19 protein-coding genes are annotated in these 18,771 nt (G+C 71.9%); 11 read left to right on the top strand and 8 right to left on the bottom strand.

Annotation, left to right across the window (positions count from 1 at the left end):
* The first annotated feature begins 206 nt into the window (after positions 1-206).
* Positions 207-1,346, top strand: a complete 1,140-nt coding sequence (locus EOE48_RS04300; protein ID WP_127727554.1) for a glycosyltransferase family 4 protein — start codon at positions 207-209, stop codon at positions 1,344-1,346.
* Here the strand turns inward: EOE48_RS04300 and EOE48_RS04295 are convergent.
* The 3 genes from EOE48_RS04295 to EOE48_RS04285 are packed head-to-tail and all read right to left on the bottom strand — an operon-like array spanning position 1,340 to position 3,111.
* The gene (locus tag EOE48_RS04295) at positions 1,340-2,428 is read right to left on the bottom strand and encodes a glycosyltransferase family 61 protein (RefSeq protein WP_127727553.1); all 1,089 of its coding nucleotides are present in this window, start codon (positions 2,426-2,428) and stop codon (positions 1,340-1,342) included. The genes EOE48_RS04300 and EOE48_RS04295 overlap by 7 nt on opposite strands.
* Before the next feature lie 45 nt (positions 2,429-2,473).
* Positions 2,474-2,887, bottom strand: coding sequence for a hypothetical protein (locus EOE48_RS04290; protein WP_127727552.1), 414 nt, complete (start codon positions 2,885-2,887; stop codon positions 2,474-2,476).
* The gene (locus tag EOE48_RS04285) at positions 2,884-3,111 is read right to left on the bottom strand and encodes a hypothetical protein (RefSeq protein ID WP_127727551.1); all 228 of its coding nucleotides are present in this window, start codon (positions 3,109-3,111) and stop codon (positions 2,884-2,886) included. Before EOE48_RS04285 ends, EOE48_RS04290 begins: the two co-directional genes overlap by 4 nt.
* 151 nt (positions 3,112-3,262) lie before the next feature.
* On the opposite strand from EOE48_RS04285, the gene uvrC reads away from it, so the two are divergent.
* The 5 genes from uvrC to EOE48_RS04260 all read left to right on the top strand — a co-directional run bounded on the left by uvrC (position 3,263) and on the right by EOE48_RS04260 (position 8,025).
* A complete protein-coding gene (gene uvrC, locus EOE48_RS04280) occupies positions 3,263-5,314 on the top strand; it encodes an excinuclease ABC subunit UvrC (RefSeq protein ID WP_127727550.1) in 2,052 nt (683 codons plus the stop codon).
* 218 nt (positions 5,315-5,532) lie between these two features.
* Complete coding sequence (locus EOE48_RS04275) at positions 5,533-6,054, top strand: DUF4760 domain-containing protein (RefSeq protein WP_187371312.1); 522 nt, start codon at positions 5,533-5,535, stop codon at positions 6,052-6,054.
* Between the two features lie 81 nt (positions 6,055-6,135).
* A complete protein-coding gene (gene pgsA, locus EOE48_RS04270; protein ID WP_127727548.1) occupies positions 6,136-6,735 on the top strand; it encodes a CDP-diacylglycerol--glycerol-3-phosphate 3-phosphatidyltransferase in 600 nt (199 codons plus the stop codon).
* 7 nt (positions 6,736-6,742) lie between these two features.
* Complete coding sequence (moaD, locus tag EOE48_RS04265; RefSeq protein ID WP_127727547.1) at positions 6,743-6,994, top strand: molybdopterin converting factor subunit 1; 252 nt, start codon at positions 6,743-6,745, stop codon at positions 6,992-6,994.
* Entirely contained in the window at positions 6,991-8,025 is a 1,035-nt protein-coding gene (locus EOE48_RS04260) for a DUF3616 domain-containing protein (RefSeq protein WP_127727546.1), read from the top strand. Before moaD ends, EOE48_RS04260 begins: the two co-directional genes overlap by 4 nt.
* A gap of 353 nt (positions 8,026-8,378) precedes the next feature.
* Here EOE48_RS04260 and EOE48_RS04255 read toward each other — a convergent pair whose 3' ends face one another.
* The 3 genes from EOE48_RS04255 to EOE48_RS04245 form a co-directional block, all read right to left on the bottom strand.
* On the bottom strand, positions 8,379-9,278 hold the full coding sequence (locus tag EOE48_RS04255) for a metal ABC transporter substrate-binding protein (RefSeq protein ID WP_127727545.1): 900 nt from the start codon (positions 9,276-9,278) through the stop codon (positions 8,379-8,381).
* Positions 9,279-9,349: 71 nt separating this feature from the next.
* The gene (locus tag EOE48_RS04250; protein WP_127727544.1) at positions 9,350-10,936 is read right to left on the bottom strand and encodes a regulator; all 1,587 of its coding nucleotides are present in this window, start codon (positions 10,934-10,936) and stop codon (positions 9,350-9,352) included.
* A gap of 29 nt (positions 10,937-10,965) precedes the next feature.
* On the bottom strand, positions 10,966-11,640 hold the full coding sequence (locus EOE48_RS04245) for a cysteine hydrolase family protein (protein WP_127727543.1): 675 nt from the start codon (positions 11,638-11,640) through the stop codon (positions 10,966-10,968).
* 252 nt (positions 11,641-11,892) lie between these two features.
* On the opposite strand from EOE48_RS04245, the gene EOE48_RS04240 reads away from it, so the two are divergent.
* From EOE48_RS04240 to EOE48_RS04230, 3 genes are all read left to right on the top strand, one after another.
* Complete coding sequence (locus EOE48_RS04240) at positions 11,893-12,150, top strand: hypothetical protein (protein WP_246153947.1); 258 nt, start codon at positions 11,893-11,895, stop codon at positions 12,148-12,150.
* 112 nt (positions 12,151-12,262) lie between these two features.
* A complete protein-coding gene (locus EOE48_RS04235) occupies positions 12,263-14,038 on the top strand; it encodes an ABC transporter ATP-binding protein (RefSeq protein WP_127727542.1) in 1,776 nt (591 codons plus the stop codon).
* Positions 14,035-14,946, top strand: a complete 912-nt coding sequence (locus EOE48_RS04230; RefSeq protein WP_127727541.1) for a DMT family transporter — start codon at positions 14,035-14,037, stop codon at positions 14,944-14,946. The genes EOE48_RS04235 and EOE48_RS04230 overlap by 4 nt, the downstream gene beginning before the upstream one ends.
* Before the next feature lie 200 nt (positions 14,947-15,146).
* On the opposite strand, the gene EOE48_RS04220 is transcribed toward EOE48_RS04230, so the two are convergent.
* The gene (locus tag EOE48_RS04220; RefSeq protein ID WP_127727539.1) at positions 15,147-15,872 is read right to left on the bottom strand and encodes a fused DSP-PTPase phosphatase/NAD kinase-like protein; all 726 of its coding nucleotides are present in this window, start codon (positions 15,870-15,872) and stop codon (positions 15,147-15,149) included.
* A gap of 365 nt (positions 15,873-16,237) precedes the next feature.
* Here EOE48_RS04220 and EOE48_RS04215 point away from each other — a divergent pair, with 365 nt between their 5' ends.
* Together EOE48_RS04215 and ppa are read left to right on the top strand one after the other, a co-directional pair.
* A complete protein-coding gene (locus EOE48_RS04215; RefSeq protein WP_127727538.1) occupies positions 16,238-16,744 on the top strand; it encodes a GNAT family N-acetyltransferase in 507 nt (168 codons plus the stop codon).
* Between the two features lie 131 nt (positions 16,745-16,875).
* Positions 16,876-17,412: an inorganic diphosphatase gene (ppa, locus tag EOE48_RS04210; RefSeq protein WP_127727537.1), complete on the top strand. Its 537-nt coding sequence runs from the start codon at positions 16,876-16,878 to the stop codon at positions 17,410-17,412.
* A 49-nt stretch (positions 17,413-17,461) separates the two neighbouring features.
* On the opposite strand, the gene EOE48_RS04205 is transcribed toward ppa, so the two are convergent.
* Positions 17,462-18,709, bottom strand: a complete 1,248-nt coding sequence (locus EOE48_RS04205) for an acyl-CoA dehydrogenase (RefSeq protein WP_127727536.1) — start codon at positions 18,707-18,709, stop codon at positions 17,462-17,464.
* Between the last annotated feature and the right edge of the window lie 62 nt (positions 18,710-18,771).

Genomic DNA, 18,771 nt, shown 5'->3' with positions numbered 1-18,771 from the left:
GCCACTCTGCCCGGTTCGGGCGCGCGAAGGCAATCGCGCCGGCGCGATTCGGGCCGATCCGCACGGGAAACAATGCGGGCGGGGTTAATGCCCCGTCCCCTCGTCCGGCTTCCGGGCGCCGGACGGGGTTTTCGGCGGTCGCGGCAAGGATTCCTTGTCACCGCCCGGCGCAGGCTGGCGCGACAGCACCGCAGCGGGGACGAGCCGTGAACGCGCATGCCGAGATCGCGCCCGCCGGCGGGCCTGCCCGGGCGGCCGCGCGGCCGCTCCGGGTCCTGTGCGTCACCCCGGCCGGACCGGAGGGACAGGGCGGCATCGACCGGCTCTACCGCTACCTGCGCGAGGCGGGCCGGCTGACGCCGGCGGAGGGCATCGACCTGCGCTTCGTCGCCGGGCGCGGAACGGGGGCGGGCCCCGCCGGCTGGGTGCCCGGCTTCCCGGCCAGGGCCGCCGGCTTCGCGGCCCTGGCGGCGCGCTGGCGCCCGGACGTGGTCCACGTCAATTTCGCCACCGGCGGCAGCCTCCTGCGCAAATGGGTGCTGGCGCGCATCGCCCGCGCCTTCGGGGCCCGGGTGGTGATCCATTTCCACGGCCAGTTTCCGCTCGCGGACGGCCGGGCCCGCGACCTCCAGGGGCGCGTGTTCCTCGCCCTGTGCCGCCTCGCCAGCCGGGTCGTCGCCCTCGGGCCGGTGTCGCGCGAGCGGTTCGCGGTGCGGGCCGGGGTGGCGCCGGAGCGGATCTGCGTCGTGCCGAACGGCATCCCGGACTTCGCCCCCGGTCTGATGCTGCCGAAGGCCTCCGGCGGGCCGGTGCGGATCCTGCTCGCCGGGCTCGTCGGCGAGCACAAGGGCGTGCCGGTGCTGATCGAGGCGCTGGCGCGGCTCGCTGCGAATCCCGCCTGGACCTGCACCGTGGCCGGCAACGGCGAGGTCGACCGCTGCGCCGGGCTCGCCGCCGCGGCCGGGCTCGCCGACAGGATCAGGTTCACCGGCTGGATCGACCCGGAGGCGATGCACCGGCTGATGCGCGAGGCCGACCTCGTCGTGCTGCCGTCCCTGTCGGAGAACATGCCGCTGTCGCTGATCGAGGGCGCCTGCGCGGGGGCGGCCCTGGTGGCGACCGACGTCGGCGAGACCCGCTCGATCCTGAACGACGGCGTCAACGGCGTCCTGGTCCGGCGCGATCCCGAGGCGCTCGCCGCCGCGATCGGCGGGCTGATCGGCGACCGCGGCCGGCTCGGGGCGATGCAGGCGGCGTCGCGGCGGATCTACGAGGCCGATCTCGGCCTCGACGCGATGGCCGACCGGCTGAAGGCCGTCTACGCCGCGGCGGCGGGGGATCAGTAGCGCCGCAACCGCGCCAGGGCGGCGAACGCCCGCTCGACCAACCCGGCCGGGCGGTCATCCGCCCGCATCGCCTCGGCCCAGCGCAGCAGGTCCTCGGCGGCGCCGCGGGGATCGGGCAGGCGGTGGCGGACGCTGAACCCGCTGCCCCCGACGTCCTCGGTGCCGGGCTGGTGCAGGTACGCCACCCGGTTGCCGGCCAGCACGTCGACGAGGCGGAAGGTCGGGTTGATCCGCGGCGCGTGGCTGAGGCCGATCACCCGCCGGCCGGGGGGGGCGAAGATCGCGGTGTGCAGCGCCGAGCCGACCGAGCCGAGCACGACCCGGCGGGTGGCGAACAACCGGACCTGCTCGGAGAAGCTCATCGCCTCGGGATGGACGATCTCGACGCCGCCGCGCTCCAGCACCGCCACGACCTCGTCCTCGTTGTCGATGCGCCGCACGCCGCCGGCGAGCCGGGTCTTGGCGAGGTAGGCCGGGCGCTCGTCCCGGTCGACCTCGTCGGGCGCGTAGCAGCCGGCCCCGATGGCGAGGCAGAGGTCGCGGTAGACCGGATGCGCGAAAGCCTCCTCCTGAAGCGCCGGCGCCGGCACCACCACCCGGCGCAGGATCCGCGGCTCGTCGAAGGCCGCGACGTCCCTCGGCGCCAGCCCGAGCCGGGCCAGGATGTCGATCGCGAAGCGGAACGGCTGCCACAGCGCCTCGGTCGCCGGGGCGTAGCACAGGATCGGCGGCCGCTTCGCATCCCGGTCGAGGAGCGGCCAGAACCGCGGCACGGTGTTGATGACGAAGTGCCCGTAATGCATGTGCGCGCCGCCGAGGAACAGGTAGGCGTCCTCCGGCGCCACCGGCACCTCCGGCGGCAGGTCGTCGGGCCAGTCGGTGCGCTGCCACGCCGGCTCGCCCCGGCGCCCGCGCCGATCCACGCTCTCCGGCACGCAACGCCGGTCGCCGTCGAACAGCCCCGAGGGCCGGCCGCGCGCCGCGCTGTGCGGCAGGTAGAGCGCGCCCTCGAGGGTGCGCACGGCCGGCAGGCCGCGGCGGATGCGGATGCGCGAGGCGACGGTGCAGGGACGGAGGGACATGCGGGGCCTGTGGCGGTGCGGTCACGCCGACGCGGACGAGCCGGCCTATCGGCCCTCCTTCCGCAGGACCCTTCGGCGGGACTTGATCGCTTCGACCTTGGAGTTCAACCTCCGGATCGAGCGGGCCCGCGGCCTCTCCCGGAAGATCGTGTGGTCGGTGAGAGCGACGAGGATGACGGCGTCCTGGGTCTGCTCCACGATCAGCAGCACATCGTCATCGACATCGTGACCGACATGAAGGTGCATCCAACCGTAATCATCGAGCAGGAAATCACGCCCCGCACTCTTGCGATAATAATGATCCGGCAAGCCAGTCCCGGCCTTGATGCGGTCGACGATGTCGGCGATGTTTCTCTTGAATCTCTCGAAATCGATCCCTGGCTTGACCGCGAAGGTTCCATCGGACAACAGGACCAGCTCGACCGACTTCGGCCTCGCCTCGATCCTGTCGGCCTTCATCGCTTCCGGTTGCCGGCGAACATCGTCTCGGCGACCTCGCTGCCGGACAGGCCGTCGGTACCGGTGCGCCGGCCGGTACGGCCCGCAAGCTCGACGACCTCGAACGCCTCCGAGGCCGTGTCGACCACGAGGTCGTCGCGCCGGGTCACGAAGACCCGAATGGTCGGTCGGGCGCCGATCCCGGATCCGAGAATCGTCTTGGCGGCACGCTTGAGAACGGGCACGGCGCTCCTCCGGTTCGGCGGGAACTTGTAGCACGGAAACTCCCGCGAGGCAGCCAGGGTCCCCGGCCCGCGTCTCCGGCCCGCGTCTCCGGCCCGCGTCTCCGGCCCGCGCGCCCTTTCCTCCCGCCGCCGGGCCTCTTACATCCGGGGCATGAGCCGCACCACCGGGAACGACGTCCCGCCCGACGCCCTCGACGTCCTCGACGAGGACGCCGACGAGGCGGTCGAGGCCCTCGACACCGCGCCGGAGATCGATTTCGACCTCGACGCCGAAGCCGGGCAGTTGCGGGCCGGAACCGAGGTGATCCGGCGGTTCTGGTCGACCCTGCCGTCCTCGCCGGGCGTCTACCGGATGTTCGACGCCAAGGGCGACGTGCTCTACGTCGGCAAGGCCAAGAACCTGAAGAACCGGGTCGGCTCCTACGCCCGCGGGCAGGCGCATTCGAACCGCATCGCCCGGATGATCGCCGAGACGGCGTCGATGGAGTTCGTCACCACGGCGACCGAGACCGAGGCGCTGCTGCTCGAGGCCAACCTCATCAAGCAGCTGAAGCCGCGCTTCAACGTGCTGATGCGGGACGACAAGTCCCTGCCCTACATCCTGCTCACCGCCGACGGCGAGGCGCCGCAGCTCGTCAAGCACCGCGGCGCCCGGCGCCGGCCGGGCAACTATTACGGTCCGTTCGCGAGCGTCTGGGCGGTCAACCGCACGGTCAACGCGCTCCAGCGCGCCTTCCTGCTGCGCTCCTGCTCCGACAGCTACTACGAGAACCGCACCCGCCCCTGCCTGCTCTACCAGATCAAGCGCTGCTCGGGCCCCTGCACCGGCGAGATCGCGCCGGAGGACTACGCCAAGCTCGCCGACGAGACCCGGGCGTTCCTGTCCGGCAAGTCGACGGCGGTGAAGGAGCGCCTCGCCGCCGAGATGCAGGAGGCGGCCGAGACCTGGGAGTTCGAGAAGGCGGCGCGCCTGCGCGACCGCATCGCCGCGCTCGCCGCCATCCAGGGCGTACAGGGCGTCAACACCCAGGACATCGAGGAGGCCGACGTGTTCGCCCTCGACGAGCAGGCCGGGCAGTTCTGCATCGAAGTGTTCTTCTTCCGCAACTGGCAGAACTGGGGCAACCGCGCCTACTTCCCGAAGGCCGACCGGTCGATGGGCCCGTCCGAGGTGCTGGGCTCGTTCATCGGCCAGTTCTACGACGACAAGCCGGCGCCGCGCTTGGTCCTGGTCTCGCACGCGATCGAGGATGCCGAATTGCTCGCCGCCGCGCTCTCGACCCGGGCCGAGAACCGGGTCGAGATCCACGACCCGCGCCGGGGCGAGCGCCGCAACCTCGTCGAGTACGCCGCCCGCAACGCCAAGGAGGCGCTCGGCCGGCGCCTCGCCGACACCGCCTCGCAGGGCAAGCTGATGGCGGCGCTCGGCACCTCGCTCGGGCTGGCGCGGGCGCCGCGGCGGATCGAGGTCTACGACAACTCGCACATCATGGGCACCAACGCGGTCGGGGCGATGATCGTCGCCGGCCCGACCGGGTTCATGAAGACCCATTACCGCACCTTCACCATCAAGTCGGCCGAGGTGAAGCCGGGCGACGATTACGGGATGATGCGCGAGGTGCTGCACCGCCGCTTCAGCCGGCTGGTCAAGGAGCATCCCCGCACCCCGGCCGAGGCCGCCGTCGCGGCGGCGGAGGGCGGACCGGCCGTGCCGGAAGCACCGCCGCCGGAGGAGTCCGACGTGTTTCCGCCCTGGCCCGACCTCGTGCTGATCGACGGCGGGCGCGGCCAGCTCGACGCCGCCCGCACCGCGCTGGAGGAGATCGGCGTCACCGACGTGCCGCTCGTCGGCATCGCCAAGGGCCGCGACCGCGACGCCGGCCGCGAGACCTTCTTCCTGCCGGCCAAGCCACCGTTCAAGCTGCCGCCGCGCGATCCCACCCTGTACTTCGTCCAGCGCCTGCGCGACGAGGCCCACCGCTTCGCCATCGGGGCGCACCGGGCCAAGCGCAAGCGCGAACTCATCAAGAACCCACTCGACGAGATCCCGGGCATCGGCCCGACCCGCAAGCGGGCGCTGCTGCACCATTTCGGGACGGTGAAGGCGATCGAGCGGGCGGCGCTCGAAGACCTCGCCCGCACCCCGGGCGTCAACGCCGCCACGGCGCGGGCGGTGTACGACTTCTTTCACGCCAATGGCTGAGCATCCGGCTTGCCCGGGCTCCGGGTGCTCCCATATGCTACTTCATCCGGGAAAATTCCGGAAAAGCTCCTTCCTCGGAACACGTACGACGCAGGTGGAGACCGTCATGAGAAAGCTTGAAGGCGTTCGCTACTGACGTAAGGTTGCGGAAGCGAATCAGGCAACGGGCGACATCGATGCCTTGGTGGAGTCCGTTCGTCCCTGCCGTCGCGACCCTCGTGTCTGTGATCGCCGCAGGAATCTACGCAACCGTCACGATCCGCAACAATCGCGAGATCGCCCGTCTCAAGGCGACGCTCGACCTGATCGAGAAAGCCGAGTCGTCGGAATTCTACCGTGATCTTGCCGTTGCCTTCCGCAATGCCCTGGCGCCGGACGACCCGGCCAAGAAGACGCCCCTCGACGCCATTCTCAAGCCGAAGAATCCCTACGAAGTCGATCAGAGAACAAAGATCGTTTTCTTTCTTAATCACTATGAACTGATTGCCACGGGCTTCGAGCGCGGGGTCCTCGACAAGAGCTTCTACGCATCTTTCATGCGTGGAGCCGTGGTCCGCGATTGGCGCGCCGCCGAGCCGTTCGTCATCGCGTTGCGCTCGAAAGATCCGAGCCCCCATCCCAGCCCGAAGAAGATCTATGAGAAGTTCGAGGCCCTGGCCGGTGGATGGGCGAGAGAGATCGAGGCCGAGGCGCGAGTTGCACGCGCTCCACCCCGGAACCCGACGGGTATCGCGCGGTGAGAATCCGGCATCTGCGCCGCACGCTCCGGCGGCCCCAAACCGGTTGACGGCCCCTCCCCGCGCGTGGTTTCACCCGGGGCAATGAACGCGGTCCTGCCCCGGCGCCGGTCGAAGGCCCTGAACCTCGCCAACCTCCTGACCTACGGCCGTCTGGTCGCGGTCCCGGTGGTGGTGGCGCTGCTGTTCTGGCCGCTCGACCCGACCGCGCGGTTCAGCGCGCTGGCGGTCTACGTCGCCGCCGCGATCACCGACTATCTCGACGGCTACGTCGCCCGCACCTACGCCCAGACCTCGGCGCTCGGGCGGATGCTCGACCCGATCGCCGACAAGCTCCTGGTCGCCGCCTGCCTGCTGATGCTGTGCGCCGACAACACCATCGCCGGATACTCGATCTGGGCCGCGATCGTGATCCTGTGCCGCGAGATCCTGGTCTCGGGCCTGCGCGAATACCTCGCCGAGCTGAAGGTCGGCGTGCCGGTGAGCCGGGTCGCCAAGTGGAAGACCGGGGTGCAGCTCGTGGCGCTCGGCTTCCTCATCCCCGGCCCGGCCGGGGAGGCGATCCTGCCGCACGCGATCGCCATCGGCCTCGTCCTGCTCTGGGTCGCCGCCGGCCTGACCCTGTGGACCGGCTGGGACTACATGCGCGCCGGCATCCGCCACGTCATCGACGACGACGCCTGAGGCCGCGATGAAGCTCGTCTACTTCGCCTGGGTCCGCGAGCGGATCGGCCGGCCGGAAGAGATTCTGGACCCGCCGCCCGAGGTGACCACCGTCGCCGAGCTGGTCGGCTGGCTGCGCGGCCGCGGCGAGGAATACGCCTACGCCTTCGAGAACGAGGGCGTCGTGCGTGCCGCCGTGGACCGCGTCCACGCCAAGCCCGACACGGCGCTCGCCGGCGCCGCGGAGGTCGCGTTCTTCCCGCCGATGACCGGCGGATGAGGCCCCTCCCCGCCTCCGCGGCGCTTCTCTTCGCCCTGCTCGCCGCCGCGCCCGCCCGGGCCGAGGCGACGGCCGGGCCGGTCCTCGTCCATACCGGGATGTGCGAGGCGTCCGGCGCCGTCGCGTATCCGCCCGGGGGCTTCGACGACCGCTTCCTGGTGGTGGACGACGAGGACAACCGCCTGCGGCTCTACGCGGCCGGCGCCGGCGGCCCCGCCCTGGCGCTCGGCGACGCCGATCTCGGCCCCGCCCTCGGCCTGTCGGGCAAGAAGGCGGCGGATTTCGAGGGCGCGGCGTGGCTCGGCCCCGTCCTCGTCCTGACCGGCTCGCACAGCCGCAACCGCCACGGCGAGGTGTCGGAGAGCCGGCGCCGCCTCATTGCGGTGCGGATCGCGGGCGGCGACACGCCCGGTGTTGTGGTGGCCGGAACGGCGCGGCGCGACCTCGCCCCCGCCTTCGCCGCCCTCGACCGCCGCCTCGCCAAGGCGATCGGGTCGGAGGGCGCTCCGCGGCCGAAGCTCGACCCGAAGCGCAAGGGCTTCAACATCGAGGGGCTCGCCGCGACGCCGGACGGCGCGACGCTGTGGTTCGGCCTGCGCAACCCGCTCACCCGGCGCGGCGAGGCCCTGGTGGTGCCGCTGGAGAATCCGCGCGAGGTGCTGGAGCGCGGCGCCGCCCCCCGCTTCGGCCGGCCGGTGCCGCTGGCCCTCAGCGGGCGCGGCATCCGCGCCATGGCGTTCAGCCCGGCGAGCGGCGGCTACACCCTCGTGGCCGGTCCGGTCGGCAACGACGGCGCGTTCGACCTCTACCGCTGGTCGGGCCGCGCCGGCGAGGCGCCGCGGCCGGTGCCCGGCGCCGCCGCGGTCCTGGCGGCCTTGCCGCAGTTCCAGCCGGAAGGGCTCGTCGCCGACCCGGCCTCCGACCGGGTCCGCCTGCTCAGCGACGACGGAAACCGCACGATGCCGGACGGCAGGACCTGCGACAGATCCGACGCTCCGGCCTTCCGCAGCGTCGTGCTCGACCTGCGCTGACCTAAGAGGCTGTTCGAGCCGTCGTCCAAAGTATTGAACGCGCGAAGCACCATTTCCCGGACGACTGGAGCGCCAGCGGAAGGAGATCCGGGATCCAGACGTAAGACTTGCCGCGAAGCGGCTCCGTCCACCAGCACTGTTGCTATTGATAGACGCTTCGCGATTTATTGTGCTGGATCCCGGGTCGCATTCCGCTGGCGCTTCATGCGCCCGGGAAAGCGGGAGCTTATTCTTTAGATCGAGAGTCAAACAGGCTTCAAGCAGAGTTACATAGCCGAAATCTGCTTTAATTCCTTGTTTTTACATCATTTTCGCCACCGAGACGGCAACCGTTCGGCGAACGATGCTGAGCATCACCCCGCCAGCGCGGCGGTGAACTCCTTCAGGTTGTGGCGCATCAGGTCGAGATAGGTCGGGGCCGGGCCGTTCGGCTCCGACAGCGCGTCGGAAAACACCCGGCCGCCGGCCTTGGCGCCGCTCTCGCGCGAGATCTGCAGCATCAGCCGCGGGTCGGCGACGTTCTCCAGGAAGACCGCCGGGATCTTCTCGCGCCGGATCTGGCGCACGATGCGTGCCACGTCCTTCGCCGTCGCCTCGCTCTCGCTCGACACGCCCTGGGGGGCGATGAAGCGCAGGCCGTAGGCGCGGGCGAAGTAGCCGAAGGCGTCGTGGGTGGTGATGACCCGGCGGCGATCCTCGGGGATGCGGGCGAGCCCGGCGCGCAGTTCGGCGTCGAGGGCGGTCAGCCTGTCGCGGTAGGCGGCGGCGTTGGCCTCGTAGGTCGCGCGCCCCTCGGGATCGGCGGCGATCAGCCCGTCGCGGATGTTGGCGACGTAGATCGCGACGTTGGCGACGTTCTGCCAGGCATGGGGATCGAGGGCGTGGTCGCCGTGCGAGTGGCCGTGGCCGCCTTCCTCCTCGATCGCCTTGACGCCCTTCGAGGCGGTGACCACGACCGCCCTGGTGCCGGACGCCCGCACCAGCCGGTCGATCCAGCCCTCGAAGCCGAGGCCGTTGACCACCACGATGCGCGCCGCAGCGAGGGTCTGGGCGTCGCTCGGCGAGGGCGAGAAGCCGTGAGCGTCGCCGTTCGGCCCGACCAGGGAGGCGACCTCGACCCGCTCGCCCCCGACCTGCCGCACGAGGTCGGCGAGGATCGAGAAGGTCGCCACCGCCTTCAGGGGCGCCGCCGCCGCCGGCATCGCCATGAGGGCGAGGAACAGCACCCCGGCCCAGACTCTCGCACCGATCATCGCGCACCCCTCTGCGAACCGGGCCGCTTATGCCGCCCGGCCGACGGGGATGCAACACTGTTACACTGCGCCTACTCGGCCGGCACCGCCCCGTGCGGCACCGCCGGCGCCGGCGCGCCGGCCCGGGCGGCGGCCATCAGCAGGCCGGCGACGAGGAGGTAGGAGACGGCGAGCGCCGGCTTGACCGCGACGCCGACCGCCGGGCCGTGCATGAAGCCGAAGAAGGTCAGCACCGCGCCCGCGAGGGCGAAGGCGGCGGCGCGGCGGAACTCGCGCTCGATGATGAAGGCGGCGATCGCCCCGAGGATCAGGCCGCCGAGGATCGCGCCCTCGCCGAGGACTTCGAGGCCGGCATACAGCACCCCGGCCTGCCCGAGCTTGTCGAGCCCGACCGCGGGGGCGCTGGTGCCGGCGGCGGCGAGCGCCCCGTCGATGAGGGTCCGGGCCCAGTGGGCGAGATGGGGCGCGAAGGCGAGCACGATCGCGGGCGCGTGGGAATGCGGCGTCTCCTGGAACGCCTGGGCGCCGATCAGCATGCCGATGTAGAGCAGGATCGGCGCGATCGCGACGATCGGCACGAGGCTCGACAGCAGCGAGATCAGGTTGAGCCAGGCGAGCACCAGCACCACCGCGCCGGTGGCGAAGGAATAGCCGATCCGCCCGCCCATCGCCTTCCAGCCGGGATGGCCGATATAGACCGCGTTGATGAACGGGTTGCCCATCAGGCAGCCGATCAGGCTGACGGCGCCGTCGGCGGTGAGGACCCGGGTGGTCGGGTAGGCGTCGCCGGCGGCCTCGGCGCTCTCGACGTTGTCCATCGCCTCGACGAGGTCGTAGATCCCGAACGGGATCGCCGTGACCAGGATCACCCCGAGGAACTCGAACCCGCCGAAGACGTGGCCGACGGCCGGCAGCGGCACCGAGAAGCCGATGCCGTGGAGCGCCGCGAGGAAGCCCGGCCCGCTGACGCCGCCGACGTCGATCCCGACGAGCTTGGCGCCCCAGGCGACGGCGAGGCCGAACAGGATCGCCACCAGCCCGGCCGGCAGGCGGCCCGGATAGCGCACGCCGCCGAACCACGCGAGCAGGATGATCGCGAAGGCGACGACGCCGATGACCGGCGTGGTGATGAGTTCGAGCGCCGGGCGCATGGCGATGAAGGTGACGGAGACGCCCGCGAGCGTCCCGAGCAAAGCCGCCCGCGGGGTGATGCGGCGCACCACCGGGGCGACGAAGCCGCCGATCATCAGGATGAAGCTCTGGATGAACACCCAGGCCAGCCCGGCCTCCCAGCCCTTCACCGGATCGCCGGTGGCGAGCTTGATCGGCAGCATCACCACGAACACGACGATGAACATGTGCGGCACGCTGATGCCGGAGGGTAGCGCGCAGACGTCGTCGCGGCCGCTCGCCTGCGCCAGCCTCCAGGCGAGCCAGCCGTAATAGGCGGTGGAGAGGAACAGCATCAGGCCGACCGCCGGCAGGATGCGCCCGAAGGTGATCGCGTCCGGCATGCCGAGCACGAAGCGCAGCAGCCCGGTCAGCACCAGCAGGTTGACCAGGATGTTGGTGCCGAAGCCGAACAGGGCGTTCCAGTCGCCGGGCACCCAGAGGGCCGGCCGGAACCCGGTGGGCGCGGTCGCTGCGCTGCCTGACATCGCGATCTCCTGTCGCGCGGGGAGACGGATCAGCCGGCCTGCCGCAGGGCCGCCACCGCGGCGGCGCTGGTCGAGACCCAGCCGAAGATGCCGCCCTGCGCCTTGACCATCGCGAGGCCGGCCTCGTGGAACTCGGGGAAGTACGACGCGCAGGCGTCGGCGATGACGACGCAGCGGTAGCCGCGGTCGTTGGCCTCGCGCACGGTGGTGTGGACGCAGACCTCGGTGGTGACACCGCAGACGAGGAGCGCCTGGACGCCGCGGGCCTCGAGAATCGCCCCGAGATCGGTGGCGTAGAACGCGCCCTTGCCGGGCTTGTCGATCACCGGCTCGCCGGGGCGCGGCGCCAGGGCCGGCACGATGTCGTGGCCGGGCTCGCCGCGGATCAGGATGCGGCCCATCGGCCCGGGGGCGCCGATGCGGGCGCTCGGCTCGCCGCGCTCCAGCTTGGCCGGCGGCGCGTCCGACAGGTCGGGGGCGTGGCCCTCCCGGGTGTGGATGACGAGGAGCCCGGCGTCGCGCGCGGCGTCGAGCACCGCCCGGCACGGCAAGACCGCCCGGGCCAGCCGCGACACGTCGTTGCCGAGGGATTCGCCGAATCCGCCCGGCTCCAGGAAGTCGCGCTGCATGTCGATGATGACGAGGGCGGTCGTCGCGGGGTCGAGGCGCAGGGGCGCGGGCTCGGCGTCGATGAGCACGGTCATGCGGATGGGCCCTGGTCGGGGGCGCCGCGGCACGGGACGCGCGACGCCGTCCGCGACTGTGCCATCGCGGCAACGACTTGGCGTGAGGGAAGAACAGGCAGTCGTGCCCAGGATCAGCGCAAGCTCTGCCGCCGGGATGAGCCGCCGCGGCTCGGGACGGACCTGCGTCAGGTGCAGGCGCCGGGGTTGACGCTCGCGGCGCGGTCGGGCCACCATCCCGTCCCAACCGCGCTTCGCCGCGCAAGGCCAGTCATGCCGCACCACCAGACCACCGCCCGGCGCGCCCCGAAGCAGCCCGACCTGATGAGCCTCGACGACGCCGCCTGTCCCGCCTGTCACGGGCAGATGCGCGCCCACTGGGAGGAGCGTCCGCACGGCCGGCTGATGGTGGTGGCCTCGACGCCGGTGGTCGAGGCGTTCGGCGGCGGCGTCGAAACCCGTTACGTCTGCCTCGAATGCGGCCACACCCTGCTGCACTCCACCGGCCGCTTCGGCCGCGGCTGGCACTGAGCACATCACAGCCGCGCGCCGGCCCGCGTTGCCGCCCCCCCGTCGTCCATGGTAGCGCCGCGGCCTCGCGAGGAACCGGAGGGCAGCCGGTCCGGAGGCCGGGAGGGCCCACATGGCGCGGCGCATCCGGGGAGACACGCTCCCGCTCCTGCGGCGGCTGTGGCGCGACTGGCTGAGGCCGCACGCCGCGACGCTGGCGGTGGTGCTGGTGCTGATCGCCGTCGTGGGCGCCAGCACCGGGTTCTACCCGACGCTCATCAAGGCCGCCTTCGACGCCTTCGACGCCAAGGACGCCGCCGCCCTCGCCTACGCGCCGGTCCTCGTCATCGCCGTGACCTCGGTGCGCGGCTTCGCGCTGTTCGCCCAGACCGTGCTGACCAACCGGGTCGTGACCCGGGTCGAGGCCGACATGCAGGCGGCGCTCTACGCCCACATGATCGACGCCGACCTCGCGCAGCTCGACCGCGAGAGCCCGGCGAGCCTGACCCAGCGCTTCACCACCGACTTCGCCTACGTCAAGGAGGCGCTGACCCGCATCTCGACGGTGCTGCTGCGCGACGTCGCGATGCTGGTGGCCCTGTTCTGCGCGATGCTGTGGATGGACCCGGTCCTGACTCTCGTCGCCGCCGTGACGGTGCCGTTCGTCGCCGGCCCGATCGCCCGCATCGGCAGGAAGCTGCGCCGGGTCGCGACCTCGACCCAGGAGCAGGTCGGCTCGACCGCGAGCCTCATCAGCGAGAGCCTCGCCGGCGCCCGGGTGGCCAAGACCTACGGCCTGGAGGGCTACCTCAAGGCCCGCACCGCCGCCGCCCTGGAGGAGGTGCGCCGCCTCAAGATGAAGGCCGCCAACGCCCGCGGCCGGCTCGACCCGCTGCTGGAGATCGGCGGCGGGCTCGCGGTCGCCGGGGTGCTGGTGCTGATCGGCAACCGCATCCTGTCGGGGGAGAAGACCGTCGGCGACTTCACCGGCTACGTCGCCGCCCTGCTGCTCTCGGCCCAGCCGGCGCGGGCGCTCGGCAACCTCAACGCAATCCTCCAGGAGGCCGGCGCGGCGCTCGCCCGCACGTTCGCGCTGATGGACGAGGCACCGACGATCCGCGAGGCGCCCGGCGCCCCGGCCCTGCGGGTCGCTGGCGGCGAGATCCGCTTCGAGGGCGTGCGCTTCCGCTACCGCGACGACGCCCCGGCGCTGGAGGGCATCGACCTCGTGGTGCCGGCGGGCTCGACGACGGCGCTGGTCGGCCGCTCGGGCTCGGGCAAGTCGACCCTGCTGTCCCTGGTGCCGCGGCTCCACGACGTCGCCGGCGGCCGGGTCGCCATCGACGGGCAGGACGTGCGCGCGGTGACGCTGGCCTCCCTGCGCCGCGCGGTGGCGGTGGTGTCGCAGGAGGTGGTGCTGTTCGACGACACCATCGCGCAGAACATCGCCTTCGGGCGCGAGGGCGCGGACCAGGACGAGATCGAGGCCGCCGCCCGCAGCGCGGCGGCGCACGACTTCATCGCCGCCCGGCCGGGCGGCTACGAGTTCCGGGTCGGGCCACGGGGCGAGCGCCTGTCGGGCGGCGAGCGCCAGCGCATCGCGCTGGCCCGCGCCTTCCTGCGCGACGCGCCGATCCTGCTCCTCGACGAGGCGACCTCGGCCCTCGACACCGAATCCGAGCAACTGGTCCAGGCGGCGCTCGCCCGGCTGATGCGCGGCCGCACCACCCTCGTCATCGCCCACCGCCTGTCGACCGTGCGCGAGGCCGACCTGATCGTCGCGATGGAGGCCGGCCGGGTCGCCGAGACCGGCACCCACGCCGCGCTGCTCGCCGCCGGCGGCACCTATGCCCGGCTGCACCGGCTCCAGCTCGGCGGCGCCGACCCCGACCCGGTGCTCGTGCCGTGAAGCCGTTCCCGCCTCCCGCCGTCGAGCCGGCTCCCCTCCCCGCGCAGCCGCCGCGCCTCGCCGCCGGGATCGCGTGGGCGATGCTGGCGGTGTCGATCTGGGGCGGCTGGTTCGTGGTCACGCGCCGGGCGGTCGGGGGCGGCAGCGGCCTCGGCCCGGCGGATCTCGTGGCCCTGCGCTTCGGCATCGGCGGGCTGGTGCTGCTGCCGGTGCTGCTGCTGCGCCTGCGCGAGATCCGGCGTGCCCGGATCGGCGACGGGGTGGTGCTGTTCCTGGCCCAGGGCGCCCCGTTCGCGCTGTTCATCTCGATCGCCCTGCGCTACGCCCCCGCCGGCCACGGCGCCGCGCTGACGCCCGGGACGATGCCGCTCTTCGCCGGGCTGTTCGGCATCGTGCTGCTCGGCGACCGGCCGCGGCGCGGCGCCCTCCTCGGGCTCGGGCTGATCGCCCTCGGTGCGCTCTCCCTCGCCGGCGGATTCCGCGATGCCGACGAGCTGTTCGGCTACGCGCTGTTCGTCACCGCCGCCATGGTCTGGGCCTACGGCACCGCGCGGATGCGCCGCTCGGGCCTGCGCGCCCTCGACGCCACGGCGCTGATCTGCGTCGCGTCGCTCGTCACCTACGTGCCGACCTACCTCGCCCTCGGCCTGTCGCGGCTGTCGCAGGCGCCAATGCACGAGGTGCTGTTCCAGGGCGTCTACCAGGGCGTGCTGGCGAGCGTCGTGGCGCTGATCGCCTTCAACCGCTCGCTGGAGCTGATCGGCCGGCGCACGCCCGGCTTCACCGCCCTGGTTCCGGTCATCGCGACGCTGCTGGCGATCCCGGTGCTCGGCGAGGTGCCGGACGCACTCCATGTCGGGGCGATCGTGGCGATCGGCGCCGGCGTGCTGCTGACGACGCGGGGGTGAGCGGGATCATACGGTTTCTGATTGATCGCTTCGCGATGCAGAAACCGGCTTCGCTCAGTCGCCACGCAGGCTTCGATACGATTTTCGATGGATCGCCCGGCGGTTGCTGCGCAATCGCCGGGCGATGCGAAAATCGGCTTCGCTCAAGCGCCGCGCGGGCTTGTGATACGGAATCCGGAAGCAATCTTCCGGATTCCGTATCACTCGCGCTTCAGCAGGCGGTCGACCACGAGGTCGGACCAGAACCCGGCCCGGAACTCCCGCGTCAGCGCCTCGGGGTCGTAGGCGGTCTCGACCCAGTCGAGGAAGGACAGGCCGCGCGCCGGGCCTTCGGCGAGGTAGCGGTCGAAGAACGCGTCGAGGATGCCGGTCTTGGCGAAGCGGAAATGGCCGAAGCGCGGCGAGAGCTGGCGCGCGGCCTCGGCCACCGGCCGGTCCTCGTGCAGGATGAGATAGAGCGCCGCGGCGAAGCCGGCCCGGTCGGCGCCCGACTTGCAGTGCAGCACCGCCGGGTAGTCGATGCCGGCGAAGAAGTCGCGGGCGGCGAGCAGCGTCTGCCGGGACGGCGCCTCGCGGGAGCGGACCACGAACTCGACGAGGCGCAGGCCCTCGCGCTCGCACGCCTCGCGCTGGAGCTGCCACGAGCCGTGCTCGCGCCCGCCGCGCAGGGAGATGATCGTGCGCACGCCCCGGCGCTTGAACCACGCGAGGTCGTGCGGCGCCGGCTGGGCCGAGCGCCACAGGCCGCCGGTTCCGACCCGGTGGCGGTTCTGGTAGGCCAGCCGCAGCACGCCGTGGTCGACGAACAGCATGTTGGCCCAGGCGCGCAGGCGGCCGCGGCGGCCGACGATCGGCTTCTCCCAGCGGGCGATGCGGGCCATGCGCCGGGCGTAGCGGGTCTCGGGCGGAAGGAAACGGTTGATCACGCGGTCTCGAACCCGGGCGGGCGGCTTTTCCACCCCGAAAGCGCCGGCCGGCGGCCCCGGCGCCGCCGCGGGCCGCGGACGGGTCTCGTTCCGGGCGGGTCGCGTGCTCTAGCAGCCGCGTGGCGCATCCGCAACGAGGGGGCCGGATCTGAGCCGGCTCGCCACCCTGGCATTGCGCTTGCTGCACCCCTTCCCGCACTCTGAGGCCTCGGTCGCGCGGACCGGTCACGCTGAAGGACCGGCGCGCGGACGGTGCCTCCGATCCGCGGGCCCAGCGCCGGTCGTCCAGACCCGGCGGCCGGGACCGGCGGCGCCGGCCGGGTCGTGGACCCGGACGATCCATCCATCGGTTCGGGGGCTTGGCCGTGAGCACGAAGGTCGTCAGTATCCGCCGGGCGAGCCCGGACGACGCGGTGATGCTGTCGGGGGTTTTCGACGCCGCCTGGCGCGAGGCGTATCAGGGCATGATCCCGGGGGTCGCGCTCGACCGCATGCTGGCGCGGCGCGGCCCGGCATGGTGGCGCTCCACCGTCGGCCGCGGCCGGCCGCTGGTGGTGCTGGAACTCGGCGAGGCCGTCGTCGGCTACGTCTCCTACGGCCGCTGCCGCGACCGCGCGCTGCCGGCCGAGGGCGAGATCGACGAGATCTACCTCGCCCCGACCCACCAGGGCCTCGGCTACGGCACCCGGCTGTTCCGCGCCGTGCGCAACGACCTCGGCGACCGCGGCATCGCGCGGGTGGCGGTGTGGTCGCTCGCCGACAACGACCGCGCCCGGAGCTTCTACGAGCGCCTCGGCGGCCGCCTCGTCGCCGAAGCGTCGGACCGGATCGCCGGGGTCGAACTGGCGAAGGTCGCCTATCTGTTCGGATGAGATGCATCGGTCGCCCGAATCAGTAACCGGTTCGGGGCGACCGTGGCCGGGCGGCGCTTGTGCTCCCGGCACCGGGTCTCTAAGCAGCCGGTGATCCGGGGCCCATGGCCCTCCTGGGAGCTCGACACGTCATGCGCCTCGACGCCATCTCCATCGGCAAGAACCCGCCGGACGACGTCAACGTCGTCATCGAGGTTCCCCTCGGCGGCGAGCCGATCAAGTACGAGATGGACAAGGAGGCCGGGACGCTCATCGTCGACCGCTTCCTCTATACCTCGATGCACTACCCGGGGAACTACGGCTTCATTCCCCACACCCTGTCGGGCGACGGCGACCCGTGCGACGTGCTGGTCGCCAACACCCGCGCCATCGCGCCCGGCGCGGTGATGAGCGTGCGCCCGGTCGGCGTGCTGGTGATGGAGGACAATGCCGGCGAGGACGAGAAGATCGTCGCGGTGCCGTCGCGCCACCTCACCAAGCGCTACGACCGGATCGAGAACTACACCGACCTGCCCGAGATCACGATCCACCAGATCCAGCACTTCTTCGAGCACTACAAGGATCTGGAGCCCGGCAAGTGGGTGAAGATCGTGCGCTGGGGCGACAAGGCCGAGGCGCACCGCCTGATCCTCGAAGGCATCGAGCGCGCCAAGGCCGAGAAGGCCTGAGCCTTCCCGAGCGACGGAAAGAGGGGCGCCGAGGCGCCCCTCTTTCCGATCAGAAGAACGCCTGCAGCCCGGTCTGCGCCCGGCCGAGGATCAGGGCGTGGACGTCGTGGGTGCCCTCGTAGGTGTTCACCGTCTCGAGGTTCTGGGCGTGGCGCATCACGTGGTACTCGCCCATGATCCCGTTGCCGCCGTGCATGTCGCGGGCCTCGCGGGCGATGGCGAGCGCCTTGCCGCAATTGTTGCGCTTGACCAGCGAGATCATCTCCGGCGCCATCCGGCCCTCGTCGAACAGCCGGCCGACCCGCAGGGAGCCCTGAAGGCCGAGCGCGATCTCGGTCTGCATGTCGGCGAGCTTCTTCTGCACGAGCTGGGTCTGGGCCAGCGGCCGGTTGAACTGCTTGCGGTCGAGCGTGTATTGCCGCGCCCGGTGCCAGCAATCCTCCGCCGCGCCCATCGCCCCCCACGAGATGCCGTAGCGCGCCCGGTTGAGGCAGCCGAACGGCCCCTTCAGCCCCGAGACGTTCGGCAGCAGAGCGCTCTCCGGCACCTCGACGCCGTCCATGACGATCTCGCCGGTGACCGAGGCGCGTAAGGACAGCTTGCCCTTGATCTTGGGGGCCGATAGGCCCTTCATCCCCTTCTCCAGGACGAAGCCGCGGATCTGGTTGTCGTGGGCCGGGGACTTGGCCCAGACCACGAACACGTCGGCGATCGGGGCGTTCGAGATCCAGGTCTTGGCCCCCGACAGCCGGTAGCCGCCGTCGATCTTGTCGGCCCGGGTCTTCATGCCGGCGGGATCCGAGCCGGCATCCGGCTCGGTCAGGCCGAAGCAGCCGACGAACTCGCCCGAGGCGAGCTTCGGCAAGTACTTTTTCCGCTGGGTCTCGTCGCCGTAGGCATAGATCGGGTACATCACCAGCGACGACTGCACGCTCATCATCGAGCGGTAGCCGGAATCGACCCGCTCGACCTCGCGGGCGACGAGGCCGTAGGCGACGTAGGACGCCCCGGCGCAGCCGTACTCCTCCGGGATCGTCACGCCGAGCAGGCCGAGCTCGCCCATGGCGTTGAACAGCGCCCGATCGGTCGTCTCCTCGGCATAGGCCTCGACGATGCCGGGCAGCAGCCGCTCCTGGGCGAAGCTGCGGGCGGTGTCGCGGATCAGCCGCTCGTCGTCGGTGAGCTGGTCCTCCATCAGGAAGGGGTCGTCCCACCGGAAGGCGCCGCGGGTGCCCTCGTGCGGCTTGGCCTCGCTGAGGTTGGTCTGGGTCGCGACGGCGACGGACGGGGCGTTCATGCGGCTTCCTCCGGGTGCTCTCTCGATCGGGTCGCCCCGGTTCTACCCCGCACGCCCGCCCG

The organism is Methylobacterium oryzihabitans (genome assembly GCF_004004555.2).
Lineage (GTDB): Bacteria > Pseudomonadota > Alphaproteobacteria > Rhizobiales > Beijerinckiaceae > Methylobacterium > Methylobacterium oryzihabitans.
This window is presented reverse-complemented; position numbering and strand designations above follow the sequence as displayed.

Bases quoted from the DNA above. Each gene is read 5' to 3' on its own strand.
- EOE48_RS04295 (WP_127727553.1), bottom strand. From the start codon at position 2,428: ATGTCCCTCCGTCCCTGCACCGTCGCCTCGCGCATCCGCATCCGCCGC.
- EOE48_RS04290 (WP_127727552.1), bottom strand. From the start codon at position 2,887: ATGAAGGCCGACAGGATCGAGGCGAGGCCGAAGTCGGTCGAGCTGGTC.
- uvrC (WP_127727550.1), top strand. From the start codon at position 3,263: ATGAGCCGCACCACCGGGAACGACGTCCCGCCCGACGCCCTCGACGTC.
- pgsA (WP_127727548.1), top strand. From the start codon at position 6,136: ATGAACGCGGTCCTGCCCCGGCGCCGGTCGAAGGCCCTGAACCTCGCC.
- moaD (WP_127727547.1), top strand. From the start codon at position 6,743: ATGAAGCTCGTCTACTTCGCCTGGGTCCGCGAGCGGATCGGCCGGCCG.
- EOE48_RS04260 (WP_127727546.1), top strand. From the start codon at position 6,991: ATGAGGCCCCTCCCCGCCTCCGCGGCGCTTCTCTTCGCCCTGCTCGCC.
- EOE48_RS04255 (WP_127727545.1), bottom strand. From the start codon at position 9,278: ATGATCGGTGCGAGAGTCTGGGCCGGGGTGCTGTTCCTCGCCCTCATG.
- EOE48_RS04250 (WP_127727544.1), bottom strand. From the start codon at position 10,936: ATGTCAGGCAGCGCAGCGACCGCGCCCACCGGGTTCCGGCCGGCCCTC.
- EOE48_RS04245 (WP_127727543.1), bottom strand. From the start codon at position 11,640: ATGACCGTGCTCATCGACGCCGAGCCCGCGCCCCTGCGCCTCGACCCC.
- EOE48_RS04240 (WP_246153947.1), top strand. From the start codon at position 11,893: ATGCCGCACCACCAGACCACCGCCCGGCGCGCCCCGAAGCAGCCCGAC.
- EOE48_RS04235 (WP_127727542.1), top strand. From the start codon at position 12,263: ATGGCGCGGCGCATCCGGGGAGACACGCTCCCGCTCCTGCGGCGGCTG.
- ppa (WP_127727537.1), top strand. From the start codon at position 16,876: ATGCGCCTCGACGCCATCTCCATCGGCAAGAACCCGCCGGACGACGTC.
- EOE48_RS04205 (WP_127727536.1), bottom strand. From the start codon at position 18,709: ATGAACGCCCCGTCCGTCGCCGTCGCGACCCAGACCAACCTCAGCGAG.